General features: G+C 47.6%; 20 protein-coding genes. 11 read left to right on the top strand and 9 right to left on the bottom strand.

What is annotated here, in order from left to right:
- Positions 1 to 17 precede the first annotated feature (17 nt).
- The 4 genes from ACY2RR_RS09360 to ACY2RR_RS09345 all read right to left on the bottom strand — a co-directional run bounded on the left by ACY2RR_RS09360 (position 18) and on the right by ACY2RR_RS09345 (position 4,645).
- Complete coding sequence (locus ACY2RR_RS09360) at positions 18 to 1,823, bottom strand: sodium:solute symporter family protein (RefSeq protein WP_490107868.1); 1,806 nt, start codon at positions 1,821 to 1,823, stop codon at positions 18 to 20.
- Positions 1,824 to 1,825: 2 nt separating this feature from the next.
- Positions 1,826 to 2,095 carry a DUF4212 domain-containing protein gene (locus ACY2RR_RS09355; protein ID WP_490107867.1) on the bottom strand — a complete coding sequence of 90 codons (270 nt, stop codon included), beginning with the start codon at positions 2,093 to 2,095 and terminating at the stop codon, positions 1,826 to 1,828.
- A gap of 153 nt (positions 2,096 to 2,248) precedes the next feature.
- On the bottom strand, positions 2,249 to 3,307 hold the full coding sequence (locus ACY2RR_RS09350) for a hypothetical protein (protein ID WP_490107866.1): 1,059 nt from the start codon (positions 3,305 to 3,307) through the stop codon (positions 2,249 to 2,251).
- Between the two features lie 183 nt (positions 3,308 to 3,490).
- Positions 3,491 to 4,645, bottom strand: coding sequence for a protein kinase family protein (locus tag ACY2RR_RS09345; RefSeq protein ID WP_490107865.1), 1,155 nt, complete (start codon positions 4,643 to 4,645; stop codon positions 3,491 to 3,493).
- Positions 4,646 to 4,800: 155 nt separating this feature from the next.
- Here ACY2RR_RS09345 and ACY2RR_RS09340 point away from each other — a divergent pair, with 155 nt between their 5' ends.
- Positions 4,801 to 5,457, top strand: a complete 657-nt coding sequence (locus ACY2RR_RS09340) for a response regulator transcription factor (protein WP_490107864.1) — start codon at positions 4,801 to 4,803, stop codon at positions 5,455 to 5,457.
- 23 nt (positions 5,458 to 5,480) lie between these two features.
- On the opposite strand, the gene ACY2RR_RS09335 is transcribed toward ACY2RR_RS09340, so the two are convergent.
- Both ACY2RR_RS09335 and ACY2RR_RS09330 read right to left on the bottom strand, forming a co-directional pair.
- Positions 5,481 to 6,569 carry a hypothetical protein gene (locus ACY2RR_RS09335; RefSeq protein ID WP_490107863.1) on the bottom strand — a complete coding sequence of 363 codons (1,089 nt, stop codon included), beginning with the start codon at positions 6,567 to 6,569 and terminating at the stop codon, positions 5,481 to 5,483.
- 85 nt (positions 6,570 to 6,654) lie between these two features.
- Positions 6,655 to 10,092, bottom strand: a complete 3,438-nt coding sequence (locus ACY2RR_RS09330) for a hybrid sensor histidine kinase/response regulator (protein WP_490107862.1) — start codon at positions 10,090 to 10,092, stop codon at positions 6,655 to 6,657.
- Positions 10,093 to 10,286: 194 nt separating this feature from the next.
- Between ACY2RR_RS09330 and acs the strand changes: the two genes are divergently transcribed.
- Positions 10,287 to 12,260 (top strand): acetate--CoA ligase, encoded by a 1,974-nt coding sequence (gene acs / locus ACY2RR_RS09325; protein ID WP_490107861.1) that lies wholly within the window; start codon positions 10,287 to 10,289, stop codon positions 12,258 to 12,260.
- A gap of 60 nt (positions 12,261 to 12,320) precedes the next feature.
- Here acs and ACY2RR_RS09320 read toward each other — a convergent pair whose 3' ends face one another.
- Positions 12,321 to 12,866, bottom strand: a complete 546-nt coding sequence (locus ACY2RR_RS09320; RefSeq protein WP_490107860.1) for a pilin — start codon at positions 12,864 to 12,866, stop codon at positions 12,321 to 12,323.
- A gap of 308 nt (positions 12,867 to 13,174) precedes the next feature.
- Here ACY2RR_RS09320 and ACY2RR_RS09315 point away from each other — a divergent pair, with 308 nt between their 5' ends.
- The 6 genes from ACY2RR_RS09315 to ACY2RR_RS09290 all read left to right on the top strand — a co-directional run bounded on the left by ACY2RR_RS09315 (position 13,175) and on the right by ACY2RR_RS09290 (position 19,156).
- Positions 13,175 to 14,800 (top strand): FGGY-family carbohydrate kinase, encoded by a 1,626-nt coding sequence (locus ACY2RR_RS09315; RefSeq protein ID WP_490107859.1) that lies wholly within the window; start codon positions 13,175 to 13,177, stop codon positions 14,798 to 14,800.
- A gap of 371 nt (positions 14,801 to 15,171) precedes the next feature.
- Positions 15,172 to 15,816 carry a YfdX family protein gene (locus tag ACY2RR_RS09310; protein WP_490107858.1) on the top strand — a complete coding sequence of 215 codons (645 nt, stop codon included), beginning with the start codon at positions 15,172 to 15,174 and terminating at the stop codon, positions 15,814 to 15,816.
- 377 nt (positions 15,817 to 16,193) lie between these two features.
- Positions 16,194 to 16,841, top strand: a complete 648-nt coding sequence (locus ACY2RR_RS09305; protein WP_490107857.1) for a MarC family protein — start codon at positions 16,194 to 16,196, stop codon at positions 16,839 to 16,841.
- A gap of 147 nt (positions 16,842 to 16,988) precedes the next feature.
- Positions 16,989 to 17,669, top strand: coding sequence for a response regulator (locus ACY2RR_RS09300; RefSeq protein WP_490107856.1), 681 nt, complete (start codon positions 16,989 to 16,991; stop codon positions 17,667 to 17,669).
- Positions 17,656 to 19,017 (top strand): sensor histidine kinase, encoded by a 1,362-nt coding sequence (locus ACY2RR_RS09295; protein WP_490107855.1) that lies wholly within the window; start codon positions 17,656 to 17,658, stop codon positions 19,015 to 19,017. Before ACY2RR_RS09300 ends, ACY2RR_RS09295 begins: the two co-directional genes overlap by 14 nt.
- Positions 19,018 to 19,033: 16 nt before the next feature.
- Positions 19,034 to 19,156, top strand: coding sequence for a hypothetical protein (locus ACY2RR_RS09290; protein WP_490107854.1), 123 nt, complete (start codon positions 19,034 to 19,036; stop codon positions 19,154 to 19,156).
- A gap of 48 nt (positions 19,157 to 19,204) precedes the next feature.
- On the opposite strand, the gene ACY2RR_RS09285 is transcribed toward ACY2RR_RS09290, so the two are convergent.
- Together ACY2RR_RS09285 and ACY2RR_RS09280 are read right to left on the bottom strand one after the other, a co-directional pair.
- A complete protein-coding gene (locus tag ACY2RR_RS09285) occupies positions 19,205 to 20,134 on the bottom strand; it encodes a hypothetical protein (protein ID WP_490107853.1) in 930 nt (309 codons plus the stop codon).
- 145 nt (positions 20,135 to 20,279) lie between these two features.
- Entirely contained in the window at positions 20,280 to 21,494 is a 1,215-nt protein-coding gene (locus ACY2RR_RS09280) for an argininosuccinate synthase (protein WP_490107852.1), read from the bottom strand.
- Between the two features lie 607 nt (positions 21,495 to 22,101).
- On the opposite strand from ACY2RR_RS09280, the gene ACY2RR_RS09275 reads away from it, so the two are divergent.
- From ACY2RR_RS09275 to ACY2RR_RS09265, 3 genes are all read left to right on the top strand, one after another.
- A complete protein-coding gene (locus tag ACY2RR_RS09275) occupies positions 22,102 to 23,439 on the top strand; it encodes a CmpA/NrtA family ABC transporter substrate-binding protein (RefSeq protein ID WP_490107893.1) in 1,338 nt (445 codons plus the stop codon).
- Between the two features lie 111 nt (positions 23,440 to 23,550).
- Positions 23,551 to 24,552: an ABC transporter permease gene (locus ACY2RR_RS09270; RefSeq protein WP_490107851.1), complete on the top strand. Its 1,002-nt coding sequence runs from the start codon at positions 23,551 to 23,553 to the stop codon at positions 24,550 to 24,552.
- Between the two features lie 45 nt (positions 24,553 to 24,597).
- Positions 24,598 to 25,449: an ABC transporter ATP-binding protein gene (locus tag ACY2RR_RS09265; RefSeq protein ID WP_490107850.1), complete on the top strand. Its 852-nt coding sequence runs from the start codon at positions 24,598 to 24,600 to the stop codon at positions 25,447 to 25,449.
- Positions 25,450 to 25,454: the final 5 nt, after the last annotated feature.

Raw genomic sequence — 25,454 nt, 5'->3', positions numbered from 1 at the left:
ATTAACAAGCCCTGATCTCAGGAAACGCTGGCTGGTTCACCTGCAGTTTCCTCAACACTTGCACCGGCAACACCACGGCTGCTTGGTACACGAATGTCTTCTACCAAATCCTGAATTTCCTTAGGCGGCGCAGCGGTCAGGTGACAAATCACCAGAGACACCGCAAAGTTCAGCAGCATGCCTACAGTACCAATACCTTCTGGAGAAACACCGAACAACCAGTTCTCGGCATTGTTGGCACCTGGATTTACAAACTTGAAGTACACGATATAACTGAAGGTAAATACCAGACCAACAATCATGCCGGTTACCGCACCTTCCTTATTCATGCGCTTGTAGAAAATACCCATCAAAATTGCTGGGAAGAACGAAGCCGCCGCCAGACCAAAGGCAAAGGCTACAACCTGTGCCACAAACGCTGGCGGATAGATACCAAACAGGCCGGCAATAACAATCGCCACTGCAGCCGCCGCACGGGCAGCCAGAAGCTCCTGCTTGTCGGAAATATTTGGCATCAGGTTACGCTTCAGCAGGTCATGAGAAATGGAGGTTGAGATAACCAGCAACAGTCCTGCAGCAGTCGACAACGCTGCAGCCAGACCACCAGCTGCAACCAGAGCGATTACCCAGCCAGGAAGCTGTGCAATTTCTGGGTTCGCCAGCACCATAATGTCACGGTCAACATACAGCTCATTGTTATTAGCTGTATCATTGTTGGACACCAGACGCTCACCGCTTGCACCACGCTCATCAGTAAACTTGGGCTTGCCTTCAATAGGCTTGCCTGGGTGGTACTGAATCTTGCCGTCGTTGTTTTTGTCAGTCCATGCAATCAGACCGGAGTTCTCCCAGTTAGAGAACCACTCAGGAAGATCTTTGTACGACGCTTCACTTACAGTATTCAACAGGTTGATACGGGCAAAACTGGCAACCGCAGGAGCAGTTGTGTACAGAATGGCGATAAACAACAGCGCATAACCGGCAGACTTCCGCGCATCCCGAACAGTCGGGGTTGTAAAGAAGCGAACGATTACGTGTGGCAGACCAGCAGTACCCACCATCAGCGCCATAGTGATAAAGAACATATCAACAGTGGATTTGCTGCCATCGGTGTATTGAGCAAAACCAAGTTCAGCAGACAAGCCGTTCAGCCTTTCCAGCACTGATGTATTGGTTCCAACCACATCAGAACCAAAACCCAGCTGAGGAATCGGGTTACCGGTAATCATCATGGAGATGAAGATAGCTGGCACCATAAAGGCGAAGATCATCACGCAGTACTGAGCCACCTGGGTGTAGGTTATGCCTTTCATACCACCAAGTACGGCGTAAAAGAACACAATCGCCATCCCAATCATCACGCCCAGGTTAATGTCCACTTCCAGGTAACGGGAGAAGACAATACCCACTCCACGCATTTGTCCGGCCACATAAGTGAACGAGATAAAGATTACGCAGACAACAGCCACAACCCGGGCCAGCTGTGAGTAATAACGTTCACCAACAAAATCGGGAACAGTGAACTTACCGAACTTACGCAGGTAAGGTGCAAGACACATAGCCAGCAGCACATAACCACCGGTCCAGCCCATCAGGTATACCGCACCATCACGACCAACAAATGAGATAATCCCCGCCATAGAGATAAACGACGCAGCAGACATCCAGTCTGCCCCTGTCGCCATACCATTGGCTATGGGATGAACCCCGCCACCCGCTACATAATATTCACCGGTTGAACCGGCACGCGTGCGAATGGCAATGCCAATATACAAGGCAAAAGATAAACCGATAAACAGATAGGTGAGCATTTGTGTATCCATGCTTATGCCCCCTTCTCATCAACATTGTATTTGCGATCCAGACGATTCATCTGCCAGACGTAAACAAATATCAGAGCCACAAAGGTATAGATAGAGCCCTGCTGGGCAAACCAGAACCCCAGTGGGAACCCACCGATCACGATTTTATCCAGCTCATCAACGAAGAGAATGCCGCAACCAAACGACACTGCAAACCAGACACAGAGCAGTGTTAACAGCACGCGAATATTCTCTTTCCAGTAAGCGGCGGCCGCCGCTTTACCATCACTCATAGGGGATTCTCCCGCATTTGTTATTTTTATTAGTGCCGGAGATACACTATCAATCGTCTATACCTTCGTCTCTTAGACTTTGGGATAAGACATAAACAGCCATCCAAAAAAATGCCCCTGAACCGGAGCATAAGTTTCTCAAGGGAGTTCCGTTTAAACCGTCAACGTTCCTGTGTAGTTATTAATATGGTGAGCACGTTTTTCGCCAGCTGTCTTTTCTTCAGCAAGCAGCCTTGCCTTTTTATCAAGCAGAGCCTGATGGTCATTCAAAGGCTTAACTCTGGCCTCCTGCATATCCACTTCACGGCTTTTGCTTGACACTTCTTTCCTCTGCTGTGAACGCTGATCACGGAGGCTTTGATAGTCACTATCTAATCCCAACCTTACTTTCTCAGTTGCTATATTACGTTCCATTTGAGAAATGGGTCCGTTAAGCGCTGCAGCCTGTAAATCACACGCTAAAGCCAATGCATACTGCTCGTTAAATGTATAAAACGTAGACTGAGTTCTTAGGGAAGACCGCTGACTCTTTAAGCTCGACAGCTGCTCACGATAAGAATTAAGGTGAACTTCCTTCTCATCAATTTTTTGCTGCAGTTCATTCAACGTGCCTTTCAGTTCTCGAAGCTCAGCACGCAAAGTCTGCGCAATTTTGTTTTCTTCTTTTTTGGTCTCAGTAAAGGCTGACAGGTCTTTAAAGCCAAACTCCTGAGTCAGCTTGCCCCATGAACCAACAAGCTTTTCACTGACACCAACGTGTTTCCTGTGTAGCTTGTTCAGATGCTTTTCCGTTTTACGGATCTGCACTTCATTTTCTTTTTTAGGAGATCGCAATACTCGCTTTAATGCGACAAGGCCACCTGTTACACCACCAGCAAGACCACCAACCAGACCACCAACAACGGCACCCACAGCAGCACCAACAGGTCCGGCCAAAAGTCCTGCCAAAGCACCTACACCTGCACCGATACCAGCCCCGGCTACAGCTCCGCCACAAATGCCTGCAGCCAGATATTTTCTGCGAGTCGACTTGTCGATTTTATATTCAGAAAGATCCTTCTCTGTTGTTTCTGTGCTGCCTGCAGTGACCTGCGGCTTTACCTCACTATCAACAGAGGAATAGCCAGATTTATTCGCACCGGTTTCTTCTTCACGAGAACCAGAAAAATAAAGAACAGACGAAAACGATGAATTAAGGCTTGTGCTATCCATAGTACAACTCTCCCTGAGTCATTATTTCGGCCTTTAAAGGCCTGTGTTTTTTGTGTTGTGTACTCAGTATGGCTGGGTGTCAGCCAGCCGCTATAGGGCTTTGGTCTTAATGGGGAAAAGTGCCACTAAACGCTGCAAATACAGGACATTTCAGCGCATACGACTTTTGTATTAAGGGAAACTCTAGGAGATCACACACCAAGACTTTTGGGATTTAGCCTCAGTATTGGGTTCCGAATGAGGAGATGACATATCACCTTCGCATTCATCCAGAGCAACATCCGTTCTTAATTCCTTTATCGCTTCTTCTACCCCTGAAACCCAGCAGCCCGGTTGGCCACGATACTTATATGAAAGCTTCAGGCACGATGCCATAACACCAACAAGTTTTCCTACGGCTTCCGGCTGGTGATTATTTTTAAAAACAGGATTTTTCAAAGCCAAAGAGTCATATGAAAATGAAGAGACTAAACTTTGAAACATCCCCTCCTTAATCTGCCAAACTGGCACCCGTGACTGACCAGCCAAAATGCAAAGAAGAACATGACCGAAGGCAAATGATTCTGTTTGCATGGTAAAGAATGTCTCACCGCTATAAAGCTCAGGCGCTACCGTCCCCTTATGGTTATCCTGGAATGTCACCCGTTCACAATGGCTGCCAACCTTCCTCGCTTTACCAAAATCCGCTATCACTGCGGTGTTATCTGATTTAACCAATATATTTTTGGGGAACAGGTCGCAGTGCAAAATTCCATTATCAACAACCAGATATTCAAGCCCTCTGGCAATATCCCTGCTAATGGAAAAAGCATCTTCCACTGAATATTTTATAGAACTCAGGCGTACACCATTTTCTATCAAGTCTCTCAGGCAACCGTAATAAAATGGCATGGCAAGAAAAGCACCCTGAGTGTTTTCAATAAAACCATGAACCGCAACAATATTTGGATGATCAATATCTCTGAGTTTGCTCCACTCGTTGCGAAGATCATTCAGAGCCATTCCACTTTCTTCTTCCTTGATAGTCGTGGCTTTTTTTAATGCCATAAATTGAGGAAGCCGCTCACTCATCACGGGATAAGGTGATTTGTGCAAAGAACCAGAGACAAGAGGTACTGGAATACGAGTGCTGATTTTATATACCGTTCCAAATCGGCCACGCCCTACTGGGCAACCATAGGTTTTATGACGGGCAATCAATTCATTCATCGCAGCATCCGTGAGTCGAAGTGCAGAGACTTTTCTGCCAGTACCGGACTGATGCCCAGCCATTTCACTTCTGCCAAGCTGACGAGTGGGTATATGTGATTGGCGATGCTCTTTCCGTACCCTTTGCATAACTCCTCCCTGAATGCATGTGAGTCTGTTCAGACAACTACAGCATCAAGAGAGTCCAAAAGTTGTGCAGTCCCTCTAACACTGCTGTCAGCAGATTTGACTGCTCCCACAACCACTGGCACCCTGTTTCTATCACAACAACAATAAACCGGCCCATGAACTACCGGATTATTATTACTGAAGATCACCCCCTGTTTCGCAGTGCACTGAGCAATGCTTTGTCTCAAGGGCTGGGTGATATATCCCTTTCTGAAGCAAGCAGCTTTGATGAACTGCAAAGCCAGCTGGAAAATGCAGAAGTGCCCGATCTTATTCTTCTGGATTTACAGATCCCCGGCGCCCATGGTTTTTCTGCACTTATCTATTTGAGAAGCCACCACCCGGAAATACCTGTAGCTGTCATTTCTGCCCGTGAAGAAGCCAGCGTGATTCACCAATCTTTAAAACACGGAGCTTGTGGCTTTATTCCTAAATCATCGCCACTGGATATTTTGACATCTGCGGTAAACAGAGTTCTCGAAGGTGATGTATGGGTTCCTCCTGATATAGAACCAGTTGCGGAAGCAGAAGACACAGATCAGGATCAGCTCAACGAAAAAATAGCATCGCTCACCCCGCAACAATTTAAAGTGCTGGGAATGCTGCGTGATGGCTTGCGCAATAAACAGATTGCCTGGGAACTACAGGTTTCTGAAGCCTGTATTAAAGCTCATGTCACAGCTATTTTTCGCAAACTGGGAATCAATAACCGGACTCAGGCTGTAATAGCTCTGCAGCAGATGGAATTTGAAGCCGAGCCCGGTTTGGAATAGCCGGGCACAGTTACGACTGTTGTTTAATCCGTAGAAGTTCCTTCAGTAACGGTCATAGCGTCTAGTAAACCGCCAAGCATTTGCTCAACTTTCTGTCCTAAAACTGCCTCCATATTCTGATAATGCGCTTTGGCCTTTTTGAATTTCCAGGCGCTAAGCAGATCGAAGTATTCTTTCAGGTATTTCACAGCTTCAACTGTTTCAACCTCAGAGAAAGGCCACTCTGTTTTATTCTCCGGCCAGAGTTCCCAATATATATTCCCTTCCTCTCTGTTAAGCAGATCAAGGGACTGGCTCAAACAATAGAGTGTCACTCTCGCGGATACTGAAGGTACCCAGCCCAGCGAATCTGTATCACATTTAAGAGCGCTTGCCACATACTTCGGATCAGAGTAACCCAGCAAAATCTTGAACACTTTTGCCAGTACATCTTTTCTTTCACAACGTTGAGCTCTGGAGTAATTAATTCTCAAAGAAGACGGCTGCCCTTGCTGATAATTCTGGTAATCCACCCGTAGTTCTTTCGGTGCCCTGCCAAAAAGATCGCCAGGATAATTAATAATTCGAATTTCATCTCCAGAAACCAGCACTGCAAACTCCGCACTAAAACCCATCAACTCACGAACATCCCGTGGGTCCAGAGACAACATGATTGCCAGCAGCTCGCGAATATCCATAAGCAAAGCACTTCCGTTATCCACCATATAAGGCTTTAACTCTTCAACTTTATCTGCTGGGAATGTTCCGGCGGTTTTCAACAAACTCTGCATATCCTGCAATTGCTGGAGAACTCCACTGGAACGAGCAGCCATCTGCTCAGCTGCCTGCTGGCGGTTAACGATAGGTTGTGGAGAAAAACTATCACCGACCTCTCTGATTGTTCGCCGCCTTCGCGAGCAATGAGAATGCGTTGGAACATCTCCCTGAGGAGAACGGGATCTGGAACGTGATCTGCGAATATTTCTCTCTGGCGACGGTGTTGACGATAAGCGAGATACAAGCATCCCCGAAGAGCTTTTCCCTTTCCTTTTCAGTCGCTCGGCATTTTCTACGATCTTTTGAAAATCGATCGCTGAAGGAGGTGAGCCGGGACTACTTTCCATCGATTCCATAAGAGCCTTCCACTAAAGTTGTGACAAGCCCTTGGACATACCCCGGCTGACTTGATTCTTAACCAGCCTTGCTCAGTCAGGGCTGCTAACTGCTTAGTTCCTCTAACTCCATAAACCGACTCATATAAGCTCGTAATGCGGCCGGTTTTACTGGTTTCGGCATAAAGCCCAATTCTTCTGAACGCAACTGCGTCTTAAGCTGAGACGAAGCATCAGCGGAAATGATAATGGCTGGTACATCACACCCCATTTGGTTTCTTATGGCGTAAACACAGTCCAGCCCTTTCGCGCCATCATCCAGATGGTAATCCGCAAGAATAAAGTCCGGCTCAAAAGAATCCAGTTTCTGCAGCACTTCATTCTGGTGAGTGGCCGTTTCTACATAACAGCCCCAGCGTTGCAAAAGTGCCTTCTGCCCTTCCAGAATCATTGGGTCGTTATCAATACAGAACACACGAACACCGGCAAGTTTATTGGATGCAACAGCAGATAAAACCGAACGTACTTGTTTTGGAGAAAACTCGCTGGTTGGAACAGTAATATGAAACACAGAACCCTGACCGGGTACAGAGTGCAAACCAAGTTCATGATTAAGCACACCGGCAATACCTCTAGCGATAGCAAGACCCAAACCTAAACCCTGCGCATCACTGTGATCTAATCGTTGAAAAGCCCGGAAAACCTCTTCCTGCTGCTGGGCAGGAATTCCCGGCCCATTATCTCTAACTTCAATCCGTAACCCTTGCCCAGACCGCCGACATACCAGCATAACCTTTCCGCCCTTGGCATATCGAAAGGCATTAGCAAGAAAGTTTTGCAGCACCCGCCTTAATAAAGTTCGGTCACTTTTTACAACTTTGGCACTGCCTACCAGACGAAATGTCACCTGATACTTATCTGCCATAACGCCATATTCATTTTTCAAAGGCTGAAGCAGATCATCAATAGAAAAGGATTCGATATGGCGGGAAACTCTTCCAGTTTCCAAACGGGATAGTTCCTGCAAATCTTTCAGCAGGTCTTCAGCCGACTGCAGTGAACTATCCAGCTGCCCGGCCAGCTCTCCCACTCGCCCTTCCCTGAACTCATCCACTAGGGTTGCAGTAAACAATCGTGCGGCATGCATAGGTTGCATAAGGTCATGACTGATGGCGGCAAAGAAACGGCTTCGGGAACCATTTGCCTGTTCAGCTTGCTGCTTTGCTTTCAGCAGGTCACGATTTAAAACCTCCAACTCTTGAGTGCGCTCTTTGACCCGCAACTCCAGCTCTTCATTCACTGCTTTCAGTTGATTTTCCACACCACGGAAACTGGTGATATCGGTGAAGCTCATAACAAAGCCGCCACCGGGCATAGGATTACCCTGAATCTGAATAACAGTGCCGTTTTTATAGGTACGCTCAGAACGGTGGGCTGTACCACTCTGCATCCATTTCACTCGTTTGCGTACATGCTCTTCAATACTTCCCGGGCCACACAACCCCCGCTCGGCATTAAAGCGAATCAATTCAGAAATATGCCGCCCGATACAGACAAGACCTTCAGGGTAATCGAACATATCAAGATATTGCTGATTCCAGGCCACAAGCCGAAGATCCTGATCAACAACACTCAAACCCTGCTCAATATTTTCAATAGAGCTCTGCAGCAGCTCTCGATTAAAAGTAAGTACTGACGACGCCTCGTCAACAATGCTTTCAACATCGGTCAAATCCATACGGTGTCCATCCAGAGCACTGCGCATCACAATACGAGCCGAGGATGCTCCCAGAACACTGGATAACAAACGTTCCGTCATCGCCAGCAGAATGGGAGACGCTTTGCGCTGCCGGAACATCCATGTTTGTTCCTCGCCAGCCTGCGCCTCAAAAGCTTCACGGGCTTTGTCTTCTCCAACAAATCGGGCCGCTAACTGTTCAAGCTCATCAACCCGTACATTGGAAACCGGCAAATCACTTTGTCCTAGGGCTCGCACATCCATAAACCGCCCGGCCTGATGGCGTTCCTGTAAACGGGGAACAAAAAACAGGGAGCCAAACCAGTAGCAAACAACATTCACCAACAGACTGATCAACATGCCAGCCTCTTGCACATTGTCAGGAGCGACCGTTTTTAGCGCAGAAATAATCGGTAGTTCCAACCCCGCAGCAGGAAGAACCAGTAATACCAGCCAGCTCAAACCTCCGGCAAAAATACCAAAGACAACACCATTGCGATTACTGTTTCGCCAGACCAGACCTCCAATCAATCCCGGCGCTAATTGAGCCAATGCTGTAAAAGACATAAATCCTAAAGCCGCCAAAGATTGCCCATCAATAACTCTTGAGAATCCCCATGCCAGCAGCAGAATCGCAATTATCAAACCACGTCGTATATTCAGCAGCAGACCACGCAATTCTTTAAAGGAAGAGTCAGGTAATCGCTTTCCTCGCAAAAGAAGCGGCACAATCGCTTCGTTACCCAACATAATCGCCAGAGCGATAACTGACACAATCACCATTCCGATAGCAGCGGAAACGCCACCGATATAAGCCAGAACTGCCAGACTGAAATACCCCATTCCCATTGGCAGGCTGATCACAAATGTATCGGGAGACACTCCCGGAGCCAGTATCTGTTTACCCAGCATAGAAACCGGCAGCACAAACAGGCACATCAATAACAGATAAACAGAGAAAACCTTTCGGGCCGTCTGGAAATGTTTTACATCCGTGTTTTCAACAACGGTTACATGAAACTGTCGGGGCAGGCAGAAGTATGCGGCCATAGATATCAGGGTCATCACCGAGAGGCTGAACCATTCACTGCTCACTGGCGCATTTAGTGTTTGAGTTTCACTGATCAACCCGCTCCAACCTTGAGGAGCCTGCCAGATAACAAATATTCCAACAGCAAGAAATGCCAGAAGCTTCAGAATGGATTCCACTGCCACCGCCAACATCACACCATGGTGATGCTCGGTTGTATCAAGGTGACGGGTACCAAAGAGAATACTGAAACCAGCCAGGGCAAGGGTCACAAGCAGCGCTGTATCACCAGAGATCATCTGGCTGGCAGTAGCATCACCAAAGAAATAGAGTTGATCGGCTGACAATAAACTGTAGCCCATAAGAATCGCCTTCAATTGCAAGGCGATGTAAGGAATCACTCCGAATGCGGCTACGACTGTGGCAACCACTGCCACCAACCTTGAGCGGCCATATCGGGCAGCCAGGAAATCAGCAATTGAAGTAATATTTTCCTGCTTGCCAATCAGGATCATCCTTGCCTGCAATCGCCACATAAACAGCATCACAACAATAGGGGCAAGATAAATGGGAATAAACGACCACGGAGACATAGCCGCCTGACCTACGGCGCCGAAAAATGTCCAGGAAGTGCAATAAACAGCAAGAGTTAAACTGTAAACAAGCGGTTGCCAGCGGCCTTTACGAAAACGGTCACTATGATCACCGTACCAGGCCACAGCAAACAGCCCGCCAGCATAAATCAGCGACACCAGAATTATCAGCCAGCCATTCATGATGCATCCAAATTGTTATTCTTCTAGAATGGATGTTCGCCAATTTTCAGGTATCAGGCAATGGTTTATACCAAGGTCTAATGGCCTAGTTATGCGACAAAAGTAAGAATCCACATCGTGGTTTTCTTAAATCAGCCAAATTAAAAACTTTTAACAACAAGGCTGAAAAATAATAAAAATACAGGAGTGACCCCATGAGCGCCCCCGATAATACAGATCAGGCACCTTCCCTGTTTCCAGTCGATCCTCAGCTCGCGGCTGAAGCTCTGGTAGACGACGCCAAATACCGCCAGATGTATCAACAGTCCATCGTCAACCCTCAGGGTTTCTGGCGTGAACATGGCCAGCGTATCGATTGGTTTACCCCGTTCACCAAAGTCAAAGATGTCTCTTTTGATGATCACAATGTCAGCATCAAGTGGTTTGAAGACGGCACCACCAACGTTTCCCATAACTGCCTGGACCGTCATCTGGAAACCCGTCGGGATCAGGTAGCTATTTACTGGGAAGGTGATGAGCCCGGTGAACAGCGGGAAGTGACTTACGGTGAACTGCACGAAGATGTATGCCGGTTTGCCAATGCTCTGAAATCACAAGGCGTCCGTCAGGGTGATATCGTTGCTATTTACATGCCCATGGTCGTTGAGGCTGCGGTTGCCATGCTGGCCTGTACCCGTATCGGCGCCATTCACTCTATTGTTTTCGCAGGTTTCTCCCCGGAAGCTCTGGCTGGACGGATTATCGACAGTAACGCCAAGCTGGTTATTACTGCCGACGAAGGTGTACGTGGCGGAAAGAAGATTCCTCTGAAGGCCAATGTTGATGAAGCACTGACTCACCCTGATATTCGCTCCATCGAAAAGGTGATTGTTTACAAGCGCACCGGTGCGGATATTCCCTGGCACAATCATCGTGATGTCTGGTGGCACGAGCTGCAGCAACTTTCCTCACCTCATTGCCAAGCCCGTGAGATGAATGCAGAAGATCCGCTGTTTATTCTCTATACCTCGGGTTCCACCGGTAAGCCTAAAGGTGTTCTGCACACCACAGGTGGTTATCTGGTTTACGCCTCTATGACTCACCAATACCTGTTTGATTATCGGGATGGTGAAGTATTCTGGTGTAATGCTGATGTGGGCTGGGTAACCGGTCACTCCTATGTTGTTTACGGCCCGCTCTGTAACGGTGCCAGCATTGTTATGCATGAAGGTCTGCCCAACTATCCAACCGTTAACCGGGTCAGCCAGATTGTTGATAAGTACAACGTTAATATTCTCTATATTGCTCCAACTGCTATACGGGCGTTAATGGCTTACGGTGATGAAGCTGTAGAAGGCACCAGCCGTAAGAGTCTGCGTCTGCTGGGAACCGTGGGAGAACCTATTAACCCACAGGCATGGCATTGGTATCACCAAACAGTTGGTGAAGGTCGCTGCCCAATCGTAGATACCTGGTGGCAGACAGAAACCGGCGCAGCAATGATTACACCTCTGCCCGGTGCGACTGCCCTGAAGCCTGGTTCAGCCACCCGTCCATTTTTCGGCGTGCTGCCAGCACTGGTGGACAACATGGGTAATATTGTTGATGGCCCGGCGGAAGGTAACCTTGTGATTCTTGATAGCTGGCCCGGCCAGGCCCGTACTGTTTATGGTGACCATGAACGGTTTGTGCAGACTTACTTCACCACCTTCAAAGGCATGTACACCACCGGTGATGGTGCCCGCAGGGATGAAGATGGTTACTACTGGATCACCGGCCGGGTTGATGATGTTATCAACGTATCCGGCCACCGTATGGGCACAGCAGAAATCGAAAGTGCCATGGTGGCTCACCATGATGTGGCGGAAGCTGCTGTTGTTGGTTATCCCCACGATATCAAAGGTCAGGGTATCTATGTGTACGTCACCCTGAACAAAGATGTGGATTACTCCTTTGAACTGGCAGCCGACCTTAAGAAATGGGTTCGTCATGAGATTGGGCCAATCGCCACACCGGATGTGATTCAGAACGCACCAGGCTTACCGAAAACCCGTTCCGGCAAAATCATGCGCCGCATCCTGCGCAAAATTGCTGCTGGCGAATGTGAAAGCCTTGGAGATACCTCAACACTGGCGGATCCCGGTGTTGTTGATCAGTTGATTGCTGATCGGGTAGAAGTCAGCGCCTGACGGTAGCTGATACAGTAACGCCCGAACGGCTTTACAAAGCTGTTCGGGCGTTTTTATTTTTTAGCCCCCCAGAGACTGGCTGGTCACGTCTATACCATCAACGAATATTGCCGCTGATCCATTCACATAATTATTACGACAACTGGCTGGCAGATATTTCCCCGGAACCTTCAAATCAGAATTGTCATGATATCCACAATGCCACTTAATATTGTTGCCATCATAGGTGGGGAAAAACACAATTCGGCCACCGTTGGGAATATCATCAGGAAACCTAGCTTCATTCAAATCAGCCTGAATGTGGAATGATTGAGAGCCTGCGGTACCTTCCCAACAGATAAAGTTATCCACATAATCACTGGCAGTTGAGACAAAGTCCTGCCCCACATCTGAGGCGCAAAACCCGTCCAGAGTGTTATTCACAGAGAAATACTCAGACGCATCACCAGAGGCTTTCTTGATCATTGGCATAACTTCCCCGGCAATGGTCGACCGGGCGGTGTAATCCTGATAGGCAGGAATAGCGATTGCGGCCAGAATCCCGATAATGGCGACCACGATCATCAGTTCTATTAAGGTAAATGCCGAGTGTTTTCTGGCGTCCATGTCTCTTTTTCTCAGTAGTAGAGAGTTATCTAAATACTGTAGACAATCCCCACCAATTATTAAGGGGTTGCCTGTCTGATTCTGGAAACAGGTAATACAGACGGTGTAACTCATGGTAGTCCAAGAGCGATAAAGCGCCCTTGGTGTCAACCTGTTGGTTACCCTGATTATTTTGCAGCTGGTTAAATCCGGTCTAAACCTTCTCGGCGTTAGCAGCTATCTGACCCTTTCCTTGTGGGGCGGAATCCTGCTCGCATTTATGGCTATCAACCGTTCACGGTAATAATCAAAAATCTCGGGAAACGATAATGAAACATTTCATAGGAATTGATGTTGGCACCGGCAGTGCCAGAGCCGGAGTTTTTGATCGCAATGGCAAGCGTCTGGGTACTGCCAGCAAAGCGATTCGCATGAACCGCCCACAGGCTGACTTTGTGGAGCAGTCCACCCAGGACATCTGGGCTGCGGTTTGTAACTCTGTACAGAGTGCCATGGCAGAGTCCGGCATTGCCAAAGACAGCATTGCCGGTATCGGCTTTGACGCAACATGTTCTATGGCGGTTATGGATGAAGAGTTCCAGCCACTGACAGTAAGCCCCACTAATGACAGTTTCTGGGATGTGATTGTCTGGATGGATCACCGCGCGATTGCTCAGGCTGATCGTATTAATGCCACCAGCCATAAAGTTCTGGATTACGTGGGCGGCAAGATTTCTCCAGAGATGCAAACGCCCAAACTGCTATGGCTGAAAGAAAACCGCCCGGATATTTGGGAACAGCACGGCCACTTTATGGGATTACCAGATTGGCTGACCTGGCGTGCCACTGGTTCCACCAGCCGTTCTACCTGTTCCGGGGTTTGCAAATGGACTTACCTCGGCCATGAATCCCGCTGGGACCACGATTATTTTGACACTATTGGTCTGAGTGACCTGATGACCAATGAGCAGGAAGCTCTGGGTGGAGACGTTCGTGCAATCGGTGATCAGGCAGGTGCATTAACGGCCAAAGCTGCGGAAGATCTGGGCCTTATTAAAGGTATTCCCGTTGGAGTTTCCATGATTGATGCCCATGCTGGCGGCGTTGGTGTTCTGGGTGCTGGCGATGGAGAAATAACACCAGACCTGGAAGAACGTATTGCCCTGATTGGCGGTACGTCCAGCTGCCATATGGCTGTTGCTAAAGAATCCCGCTTTGTTCCTGGCATCTGGGGGCCATATTTCTCAGCAATGATTCCCGGCATGTGGCTGAATGAAGGTGGGCAGTCCGCAACGGGCGCGCTGGTGGATCATATTATCTTCAAACATCATGCGGCGGCGGAACTGCTCAAGCAGGGTGAAGAAGAAGGGAAATCTATTTACCAGCTGCTGAATGAACGACTGTTGTCGCAGGCAGGCTCAGAGGAAGAGATTCCATTCCTGACCCGTCATATTCATGTGCTCCCCTATTTCCACGGCAACCGCTCTCCACGAGCCAATCCACATCTAACTGGTATTATGACTGGCCTGAAATTATCCGCTTCCGCTGATGATCTGGCTCTGCAATATCTGGCAACGATTCAGGCTATCGCCATGGGGACTCGTCATATTATTGAGGCCCTGAACGACAGTGGTTACCGGATTAACACCATTATGGCCTGCGGAGGAGGAACCAAGAACCCTGTGTTCCTGCAAGCCCATGCCAGCGCTACTGGTTGTGTGATGCAAATGGCCGAGGAGGAAGAAAGTGTTCTTCTCGGCAGCGCCATGCTGGGTGCTGTTGCTGCTCAGGATTATGACGCTGATATCGCGACAGCTATGGCAAAGATGAGCCGTATGGGTCGTAAGGTTGAACCTGAAACCGGTAAGACCGCTAATTTTTATGAAGCGAAATACAAAGTGTTTATAGAGCTTTATGAAGACCATAGGAAGTATGAAGCCATGATGTTTGTTTAATTCTATCTCCTATCAATGATGAACCCTCTATAGAGGGTTCATCATTATCAAAAATAGTAAACAACACTCTCAGTATATACACGCGTTCCGCCCTCAAAAACCACACTATGGATGAACACTGCTGCAAGATTTCTAAACCTATACTCTTTAAAGCTTGGAAACTCTTCTTATGGTTCTTTCGATCTTGTCTATCTCAAGCTTCACCCACCGATGGGCCAAAGGCAGTTACAACTTCACTGAATGTCTACAGTATCTTCTGACCTTCACGATTTTTAACGGTAAACTTGAACTTTAATTTTTTTTAAAGTTCATGAAAGGCTGTGCACAGATTCACTGGTTAATCTATCTCCATCCATCAAAGGGAGATAGTCATGAAAGCTTCAAAAACAACTACGCTGTTATTCTCTGGTATCCTTGCCTTCACAGCGATGACCAATACCGCCATGGCTGCCGGCAAGGCTGAACAAAGCGATGATACCGTTTACGTTGTTGATATCGTAACCATTCCAGGGCATGCCCGTTCAGTCCTGTCCGATATCAACAATGCCCGTCTGGCTCTGTTTGAAGGTTACACTGATGCAGCCAATGATTTGATCAACAAAGCTCAGTCAACGTTTGATAAGAGAATCAGCAAATATGCTCTGAAACTCGAAGACAATCAGGGTTACGGCGTACCAATCCACAGTTCAGTGACATTTTCTGAAGACTTCAAACCAACTCCTAAAACCACAAAAGCAATAGAAAAAGCTGGCGAGCTGGCTCAAAAGGGCAAGACCCACGATGCCTACGCCAAGATGCTGAATGCTGGGGTTGAACTGGACTTCAAATATTCCATGTTACCTGTGGTTGCTACCGTTGAAGGTCTTCAGCTGGCATACGACAAATTACAGGATGGCAACTATTATGAAGCAAACCTGATGTTGAAGGCTATTGAAAACTCCATCGTGGTCGAAGATTTTGGCGCTGTAGAAACGCCTAAACAGGGATACTCCTGGGAAACAATCTCGGAACAGTAAACCACTTTACACTCGTTTCGGGGCCTCTGAAGTTACCATTGCCTGTAAATCTTCACACACACTTGGCTTACAGACACTGATAACACTTGTTCAAACCCTGTCGATGACGTTGCTCCCCCTGCAGCAGAAGTCGTCACTGCATCACAGGTTTGAATAAAGGGTTCAGAGAGCCCCTCCCCACCACAGAGTTCATGATAGAAAAACTTCTGGGACAAGGTTTGCTCGCAGCAATCTCTGGTACGCTGATTTCAAACCCCTGCCATAAACACCAGCTTTTCTGATCAGTTATATCGCCCCTATCTCTGACGAAACTCTGAGAACTAACCAGGATTGTCGGCCATGAGACATGAACCAGATCAATCTATAAGGAAAGAGCCATGCAAATGACCGGACAATTCATCGTCGTTTTCATGGCATTCTTTGCCATCATGAACCCCATCGCTAATACAGCGGTTTTTGCCGGGTTAACAGCCGACAAGAGTACACTCGAAAAACGCCGTATTGCCTTCAAGTCTCTACTTATCACTTTTACACTGATCGTTTTATTCGCCCTGCTGGGAAAATCTATCTTTCATTTATTCGGTATCACGTTGCCAGCACTGCGGCTTACTGGTGGAATACTGGTATTTCTGGTGGGTTATCACATGTTGCACGGCAGTGGTTCCAAGCTGCATAACTCCCATACGAGTTCGGATCATAATACCCAGAGTAATGAAACAGAACATGGCAGTGATATTGCTGTGTCCCCTCTTGCTGTTCCTCTTCTTGCTGGCCCTGGAACTATTGCAACTGCAATGAACTATTCAGCAGCTGGTGACTGGATTAACATCAGCATTACCATCGCGATGTTTGCTGTCCTCTGTGTGATTACCTGCATATGCTTTCTATGCAGTTCCAAAATAATAAATGGCATTGGGGAAAGTGGCTTATCAATAGTGACACGCCTCATGGGGCTGATTCTGGCAGTGATTGGAATGCAAATGCTCATCACCGGTTTTAAGAATGTTATACCTATGCTGAATTAGTAGTTTCTGACTGGGTATCTGCGTGAAAAACGCCTGCAGATATCAATATATAAACATTCAGTAACGATTTTACTGAATGCCCCTATAGCTCTGCCTCTTTGCTCACGTTACATTGCAGCTCTGCAATGCTTTTGATTACTCAGAATTATGAAAATACTGCTCGCAGAAGATGATTCAATCACTGCTGACTATATAAATCGGGGATTAACAGAGAACGGTCACCTGGTGGACTGCGTCATTGATGGCAGGGAAGCGCTCAACCAGTGTCTGTATCATGCCTATGATCTGTTTATTGCAGACAGGATGTTACCGGGTATGGATGGCCTGACTGTCGTCAAAGCACTGCGTGCTACCGGCAATTCAACTCCCGTTATCTTTCTCACTGCCCTGGCCGATATTGACGACAAGGTAGAAGGATTAATGGCCGGAGGTGACGATTATATAGCCAAACCCTTCCATCTTTCAGAGCTATTGGCACGTATTCATGCTCTTTCACGCCGGCCTGTTGAGAAAAAGAAGGAAGTCATTGAGCTGTCTGTTCATGACCTGTATTTGGATTTGTTATCCCGAACTGTAGAGCGCCAAGGGCAAATGATTGCCTTAAAAAACAAAGAGTTTGCACTGCTGGAGCTGTTGCTGAAAAACAGCGGTCGCATTGTCAGCAAAACTATGATTCTCGAGCGCGTGTGGGGATTCAACTTCGATCCCGGAACAACCGCCGTAGAAACACATATCAGCAAGCTAAGAATCAAAATTGATAAACCTTTTGACCAGCCCTTGATACATACGATTCGCAACATGGGGTACAGCATACGTGCCCCCCGCTAATATTCTTTCTGGTTCCCCCTTTAAGTTGGCACTACGCCTGTGCCTGATATTTATTCTTCTCTTTACTCTCACCAGTGCACTCTTTGTCATCGGTGCAACGTCCATACTCAAAGAGAGTGTACAATCCCGTTTGTTGGAAGAGTACACACTCTTTTCCAATATTTATGACAATGAAGGCAGAGCCGGTTTGGTGAAAGCTGTTCAGGAACTTTCAAACCAGAGCCAGTTTGTTGAGCAACGAGTCGGTATCTTTGATGCCGATGATTCATTTCTAGCTGGTACAGTTTCCATTTTGCCAAGTGTGATTGGTTTTGATAGTAAGAGGCTTTCTTTAGTTAGAGCCACACTCTCTAACCAGCTGTTCCACAGCCAAACTTTTCGTATTGGTCACATGTCAGTTGTGATTGGACGCTCAACCGCTGGTCTGGAAAAACTGAGGCAACACCTCATTATGGGGTTGGCCCTGGCAGGGGTTATCCTGTCATTGGGGATACTTCTGCTGGGATATTTGTTCAGCTACCGATCCTATAGCAAGTTGAAAAGGATCAGCTATGCGCTGCAGCGGATATCCGCCGGACATTTTCAGACGAGAATTCCTGTAGCAGAAAAGCCCGACCAGATTGATCACATTGCCGTCCAAATGAACCATCATCTTGATCACCTGGCACATCTTGTTAACGGGATACAGACAGCTGCAGCAGCCGTAGCCCATGACCTGAAAACCCCATTATCTCATGCACAGATCGCCCTTTTTGAAGCCAGTGATCTGAATGAACAACACAAAAACACCGGAGATAAGATTGAGCAGGCGATCCAAAAACTGGAGGACCTGAATCGAACCTTTGATACAGTGCTGAGAATTTCACGGCTCCGGGTAAAAGGTACCACTGGTAACTTCAAACAAATTGACCTGAACAAGCTGGTGGAAAACGTGACTGAACTGATGGAGCTGGAAGCCAACAGCCACCATCTGACATTGGTTGTACAGCTCCCCACATCTTCTGTTCTACTGGAATGTGACGCGGGAATGATCCAGCAGTTGCTGATCAACTTGATCGTAAACTGCTATACCCACTGCTCTGCTGGCTGCACGGCGATTATTCAAATTCACTCTTCTAATGAACAGGTTACACTCGCGGTTACCGATAACGGACCTGGCATACCAGAGACAAAACTGTCCTATGTTTTAGAACCCTTTTCTCGGCTCAGTGAATCACGTACCAATCCCGGTAATGGGCTGGGCTTAGCTATGGCAAAAGCTATTATTGATCAGCATGGAGGAGCTCTGAGACTCAGTAACCTGAACCCTGGGTTAGAAGTAAAAGCCACTTTTCCCCAAAAGCTATAGTATGAGCTGGCTGCACATGAAACTATATGTATTTTTTCGTTGGAAAATGGATAAAACCGCTGATTTTTATGAAGCGAAATACAAAGTGTTTATGGAGCTTTATGAAGATCAGCAGAAATATCAGGCGATGATGGGTTAATCACACTGTTCTCTGCCCCGTAACACTTCTTGCGGGGCAGATTTTCATTTACTGGATAGCCTGCTCTGTAAAACCTTGTTTCTTTAGAAGCTGAATCATACCAACAATATGAGCCTTTCCTACCACTACCAGAATCTGAGACTCTGAAGGGCGAACCTCCAAAGCCTTAATTAAATTATCAATCATTAACTTATTACGGTACTCAAGAACGTAATACAACTCGGGGTAAACAATAGCATCCCCCCAGCTTGCTTCTTTTTGATTTTGGTCCTTTTCGCTTGGGCTCATGCTTTTAAAAGTGTGCTTCACCAGCATTCGCTGTTGCCATGCGGCATAAATCTGAGCGCTTCCGGTTGTCAAAAGAAACGGAATCACCCATTTGGGACGAATTAAAGCGGCAGCTAAAATACCAGTGCTCTGTATCAGCCCACCGTATGTGCTAACAAAAGTTAGACAACTGTCGTAAGCCATCAATAAACTGCTTGCTCCATACTCCAGAATAATATTCTCATCTCCCTCGGGGGTTGATTCAGAGGCATCTTCATTTCCATCTGGAACAGGCTTTGACACTCGGCCGGAATCAAAGGCCTCAACAATGGTTGATCGGTGAGCCTGATCCAGACCAGTCATGAAGAATAAGCCCTTCTCGCTAATACGGTTCAAAAGCCACCAAGGTAGCTCCCACAAACTACTGGGGATGATTGTTTCTAAACCACGTAATGGGAACAATTGAATGATTCCTTTGCCTACCTCAGACTGCCCACCATCCTTATGATGAGTTTCCCCCAACAGAACAACGGTTCTTTGTTGGCCAGATACTGTTCCAGAGAATATGTGCGCCAGATACCCTTGCGCCAGGCCTTTATTCAATGCCTCAACCTGCTCGCCCGAAAGGAGTGCGTCATTCCCGAATGCGGAAAAGGAATGTAGTACCAGAAATAACCAGAGAGTTCTGGTCAGGTTCTTTGTTAGATGCATGAGAGTGCGTTCAGTAAATACCGATAGCTAAAACTAGTCGACTCCCAAGGGTTCTCCGTAAAACTCTGTTCGGTTTCGTTACCTCTTGTATTCCAGATATAAAAAAACCGGGCAGTGCCCGGCTCTTCTCACACATAATATTTTCTTACAAAAGCTTACGCCCTTTCTGGGCAGCCAGCCGCAGACGCAAAGCATTCAATTTAATAAAGCCTGCTGCATCGGCCTGATTATAAGCACCGGCGTCATCTTCAAATGTAGCGATACTCTCATCGAACAGAGTCTGGTCAGACTCACGGCCAACAACGGTCACATTGCCTTTGTACAGCTTGAGACGTACCCGGCCGTTCACGTAAACCTGAGACTGATCAATCATAGTCTGCAGCATCTCACGCTCGGGGGACCACCAGTAACCGTTGTAGATCAGCTTGGCGTAACGGGGCATTAGTTCATCTTTCAGATGCGCCGCTTCACGATCCAGAGTGATGGACTCAATGGCGCGGTGCCCTTTCAGCATAATGGTGCCTCCGGGCGTTTCGTAACAACCCCGAGCTTTCATGCCAACATAACGGTTCTCAACAATATCGACCCGGCCGATGCCATTCGCGCCGCCGATCTTATTCAGGTGAGCAAGAACTGTCGCCGGAGTCATTTCAACACCATCGATGGCGGTAATGTCACCACCTTTATAGGTCAGTTCTATATAGGTTGGCTCGTCGGGAGCATTTTCCGGTGACACGCTCCACAACCACATATCATCTTCCGGCTCATTCCATGGATCTTCCAGAAGATCACCTTCATAGGAAATATGCAGCAGGTTGGCATCCATAGAGTAAGGAGACTTACCTTTCTTCTTCTGAATCTCAATGCCGTGCTTATCACAGTAAGCCAGCAGCTTGGCACGGGAATTCAAATCCCACTCACGCCAGGGAGCGATAACTTGAATGCCAGGCTTCAGTGCATAAGCACCCAGCTCGAAACGCACCTGGTCGTTACCTTTACCAGTTGCGCCATGAGAAATGGCGTCAGCACCGGTTTCGTTAGCAATCTCAACCAGACGCTTGGCAATCAGTGGGCGGGCAATAGATGTTCCCAGCAAATACTCACCTTCGTAGATGGTATTGGCTCGGAACATGGGGAATACAAAGTCTCGGACGAACTCTTCTCGCAAATCTTCAATGTAGATTTCTTTAATCCCTAACGCCTGAGCTTTTGCGCGGGCAGGCTCAACTTCTTCACCCTGACCAAGATCAGCAGTAAAGGTCACCACCTCACACAGATAGGTATCTTCAAGCCATTTGGCGATCACAGAGGTATCCAGCCCACCAGAGTAGGCAAGGACAACCTTGTTGATTTCTTTCATGAAAAGAGCGACTCCGTTGTTATTGACCAGCTCTTATTGTTCGTAATTTTTATCCCTGCACGCTTTTTAGCAGGGTAAAAGCCGGGAAAATATTGAATTATTAGGTATTGTAACTGCAACTCAAATTAGAGCCACTTAATAATTCTAAAGATTCATAAGCAAAGCTACTTCCATACTTTACCGACCGAATGCATTAAAGCCCTGAGAGTTTTCAGAGAATGTTCACTTTCAGAGCATCCATCCACATTCTTCTCCTGAAGAGCTCTCGAGAAGGTGCAAAAATAATTTGTTTTCACCCTGACTCAGCCAAAGCTAGTAAGGCTGATTTTTTCAGTGCAGATTGGCCTGCACCAAAATAACACCCATACCAATGCACACTTATCGGGCGACAAGCATTTTCCTCCCTTATCGGGAGCGCCACAATAGTTCACAGTTGCAAAATATTAGTCATTTTCTTCGATTCCCTCCTTTCAATCTTTTCTTGGCACAGGCGTTGCTAAAACCCATTTATAAAGAAAAACCATAAAAGATTGCTAAAAAAGGGAGTGGTACCGTGAGCAAAAGCACAAGACGTTCGTTTCTAAAATCATCTGTTTTAGCCTGCACGCTGGCAGCGTCGTTTACCCTGCCAACGGTAGCTACCGCAGAACAGAAGTTAGGCTGGCCAGAAAAAGAAGAGCTGAAGTTCGGCTTTATTAAGCTCACCGATATGGCTCCAATAGCCATCGCTTACGAGAAAGGCTTCTTTGAAGATGAAGGCCTGTACGTAACTATTGAAGCGCAAGCCAATTGGAAGGTGCTGCTGGATGGCGTTATTGATGGTCGTCTGGACGGCGCCCATATGCTGGCCGGTCAGCCAATCGCTGCCACCATGGGTTACGGTACCAAGGCTGAGATCATTACGCCTTTCTCTATGGATCTGAACGGCAATGGTATTACTGTTTCCAACAAGATCTGGGAACAGATGAAGGTCAATATTCCCAAGCAAGCCGATGGCAAACCAGTTCACCCGATCAAAGCCGATTCCCTGAAGCCTGTTGTTGATAAATACAATGCCGAAGGCAAACCCTTCAATATGGGCATGGTATTCCCGGTTTCTACCCATAACTACGAACTACGTTACTGGCTGGCCGCTGGTGGTATTCACCCCGGTTTCTATGCACCTCACAAGGGTGATACCTCTGGCCAGATAGACGCCGATGCTTTCCTGTCCGTAACGCCCCCCCCACAGATGCCTGCCACTCTGGAAGCCGGCACTATTTACGGTTACTGCGTGGGCGAACCCTGGAACCAGCAGGCGGTGTTTAAAGATATCGGTGTTCCGGTGGTAACTGACTACGAAATCTGGAAGAACAATCCGGAGAAAGTATTTGGTATCACCAAGGAGTTTGCTGAAAAGTACCCGAACACAACTGTTCGTTTGACTCGCGCCATGATTCGCGCCGCTAAGTGGCTGGATGAAAACGACAACGCTAACCGCCCGGAAGCTGTGAAGATTCTGTCCCAGTCTAACTATGTGGGCGCCGACTATGACGTTATCGCCAACAGTATGACAGGCACCTTCGAGTACGAGAAAGGCGACAAGCGTGAGGTACCGGACTTCAACGTGTTCTTCCGCTACAACGCTACTTACCCCTACTACTCCGATGCTATCTGGTACATGACTCAGATGCGCCGCTGGGGTCAGATTGCCGAAGACAAACCAGACACTTGGTACTTCGATATGGCGAAGAAGGTTTACCGTCCTGATATCTACGCTAAAGCTGCCAAGTCTCTGGTTGCGGAAGGTCTGGCAAAAGCGGATGAATTCCCGAACTTCACTACTGAAGATGGTTTCCGCTCTCCACAGAAGCACTTTATCGACAACATCATTTACAACGGCAAAACGCCAAACGCTTACATCGATAGTTTCTCCATTGGTTTGAAGAAAGGGGATGTGCTGTAACCGGCTCTTCCTGTTGGGTTACGGCGCAGAGCGCCTAACCCAACCTACAACGACGGCTTTGCGTAGGTTGGGTGAGCAAAGCGTAACCCAACAAAAAGAGAGAACATTCTCATGAGTACCATAACAACACCATCAGAAGCATCTCATACTCAGCTTCAGGAAAAACTAAAGAGCTTGTTTGAAGGGGCTGGTAGCTGGCTGAAAACCGGTATTGTATCCCTGGTTGGTATTCTTGTTTTCCTGCTGTTTTGGTCTGCAGCAGCAAGTAATATCAATACATCGCTGGGAGCTTTTCCCGGCCCTCAGGCCGTGGCTGGCCAGTTCCAGTCTCTCTACAACGAACATACAGCTGAACGGGAAAAAGAAGCGGCTTTCTATAAACGACAGGAAGTTCGCAATGCCAAGCGGGTTGAAGCTGACCCCACCTATCAACCCAGGATTCGTAAGTACACCGGTAAAGAAACCTTTATCGACCAGATTGGCACTAGCCTGATTACCGTGGCCAGTGGTTTTATCCTGGCTGCTTTGATCGCTATTCCTCTGGGTATTGCCGTTGGTTTGAACAAAACCTTGAACACCGCAATTAACCCAATTATTCAAACCTTTAAGCCAGTCTCACCCCTGGCCTGGCTGCCACTGGTGACCATGGTAGTGAGTGCGGTGTATACGACAGATGACCCGATGTTCGCCAAATCATTTGTAAACTCACTCATTACCGTAACTCTGTGCTGCCTGTGGCCAATGCTGATCAACACCTCCGTGGGTGTAGCTTCCATTGAGAAAGATCTGGTGAACGTGAGCAAAGTGCTGCGCCTTTCTGCTCTCACTCATGTACGCAAAATTGTTTTGCCAGCCTCGGTACCAATGATCTTTACCGGTATGCGACTGTCGTTAGGTATCGCCTGGATGGTGCTGATCGCTGCCGAGATGCTGGCGCAAAACCCCGGACTTGGAAAGTTTGTATGGGATGAATTCCAGAACGGCAGCTCGGAATCTTTAAGCCGGATTATGGCCGCAGTATTGGTGATCGGCTTTATCGGCTTCCTGCTGGACCGGGGCATGCTGCAGCTGCAAAAGTTTGTGTCCTGGGATAAGTCCAGCGAAGTGAGATAAACCAAGTAACTCAACTAATTTCAAAACAATAAAAGGTCTCAAACCATGAGCATTATTCTCGATATTGATCATGTGGATATGGAGTTTCCCACACCCAAGGGGCCTTTTACGGCTCTGAAAGACGTTAGCCTGAAAATTGCCAAAGGTGAGTTCATCTCCCTGATCGGTCACTCAGGCTGCGGTAAATCCACAGTATTGAATATTGTTGCCGGACTGCACCAGGCCACCAAAGGCGGTGTGATACTTAACGGCAAGGAAGTCTCAGAACCCGGCCCCGAGCGCGCTGTTGTGTTCCAGAACCACTCCCTGCTGCCATGGCTTACTGCTTACGAAAATGTCGAACTGGCCGTGAAGCAGGTGTTTGGCAAAAAGAAGAGCAAACAGGAAACCAAAGTGTGGATCGAATATAACCTTGAGCTGGTGCATATGGATCATGCCATGCATAAACGCCCGGACGAGATTTCCGGCGGCATGAAACAGCGCGTCGGTATCGCCCGAGCTCTGGCTATGCAGCCAGACGTTCTTCTGATGGATGAACCTTTCGGTGCTCTGGATGCCCTGACCCGCGCCCATATGCAGGACTCCCTGATGGAGATCCAGAACGAACTGAACAACACCGTGATTATGATTACCCACGATGTAGACGAAGCCGTTCTTCTGTCAGATCGCATAGTGATGATGACCAACGGCCCTGCAGCAACAATTGGAGAAGTTCTGGATGTAAAACTGGAGCGACCCCGTAGTCGTTTGGAACTGACAGATGACCCGGAATATAACCATCTGCGCTCTGAAGTTTTAAAGTTTCTTTACGAGAAACAAAGAAAGGTTGAAGACATTAAGCCAAAGGCCAACCAGCAAAAAGATATTCTTAAAAACAAAACAACAGAAGCAGCCTGAAGAGG

The organism is Parendozoicomonas sp. 2304DJ65-17 (genome assembly GCF_058148445.1).
The sequence above is the reverse complement of the archived record's forward strand: the minus strand, read 5'-3'. Positions and strand labels throughout refer to the sequence as shown.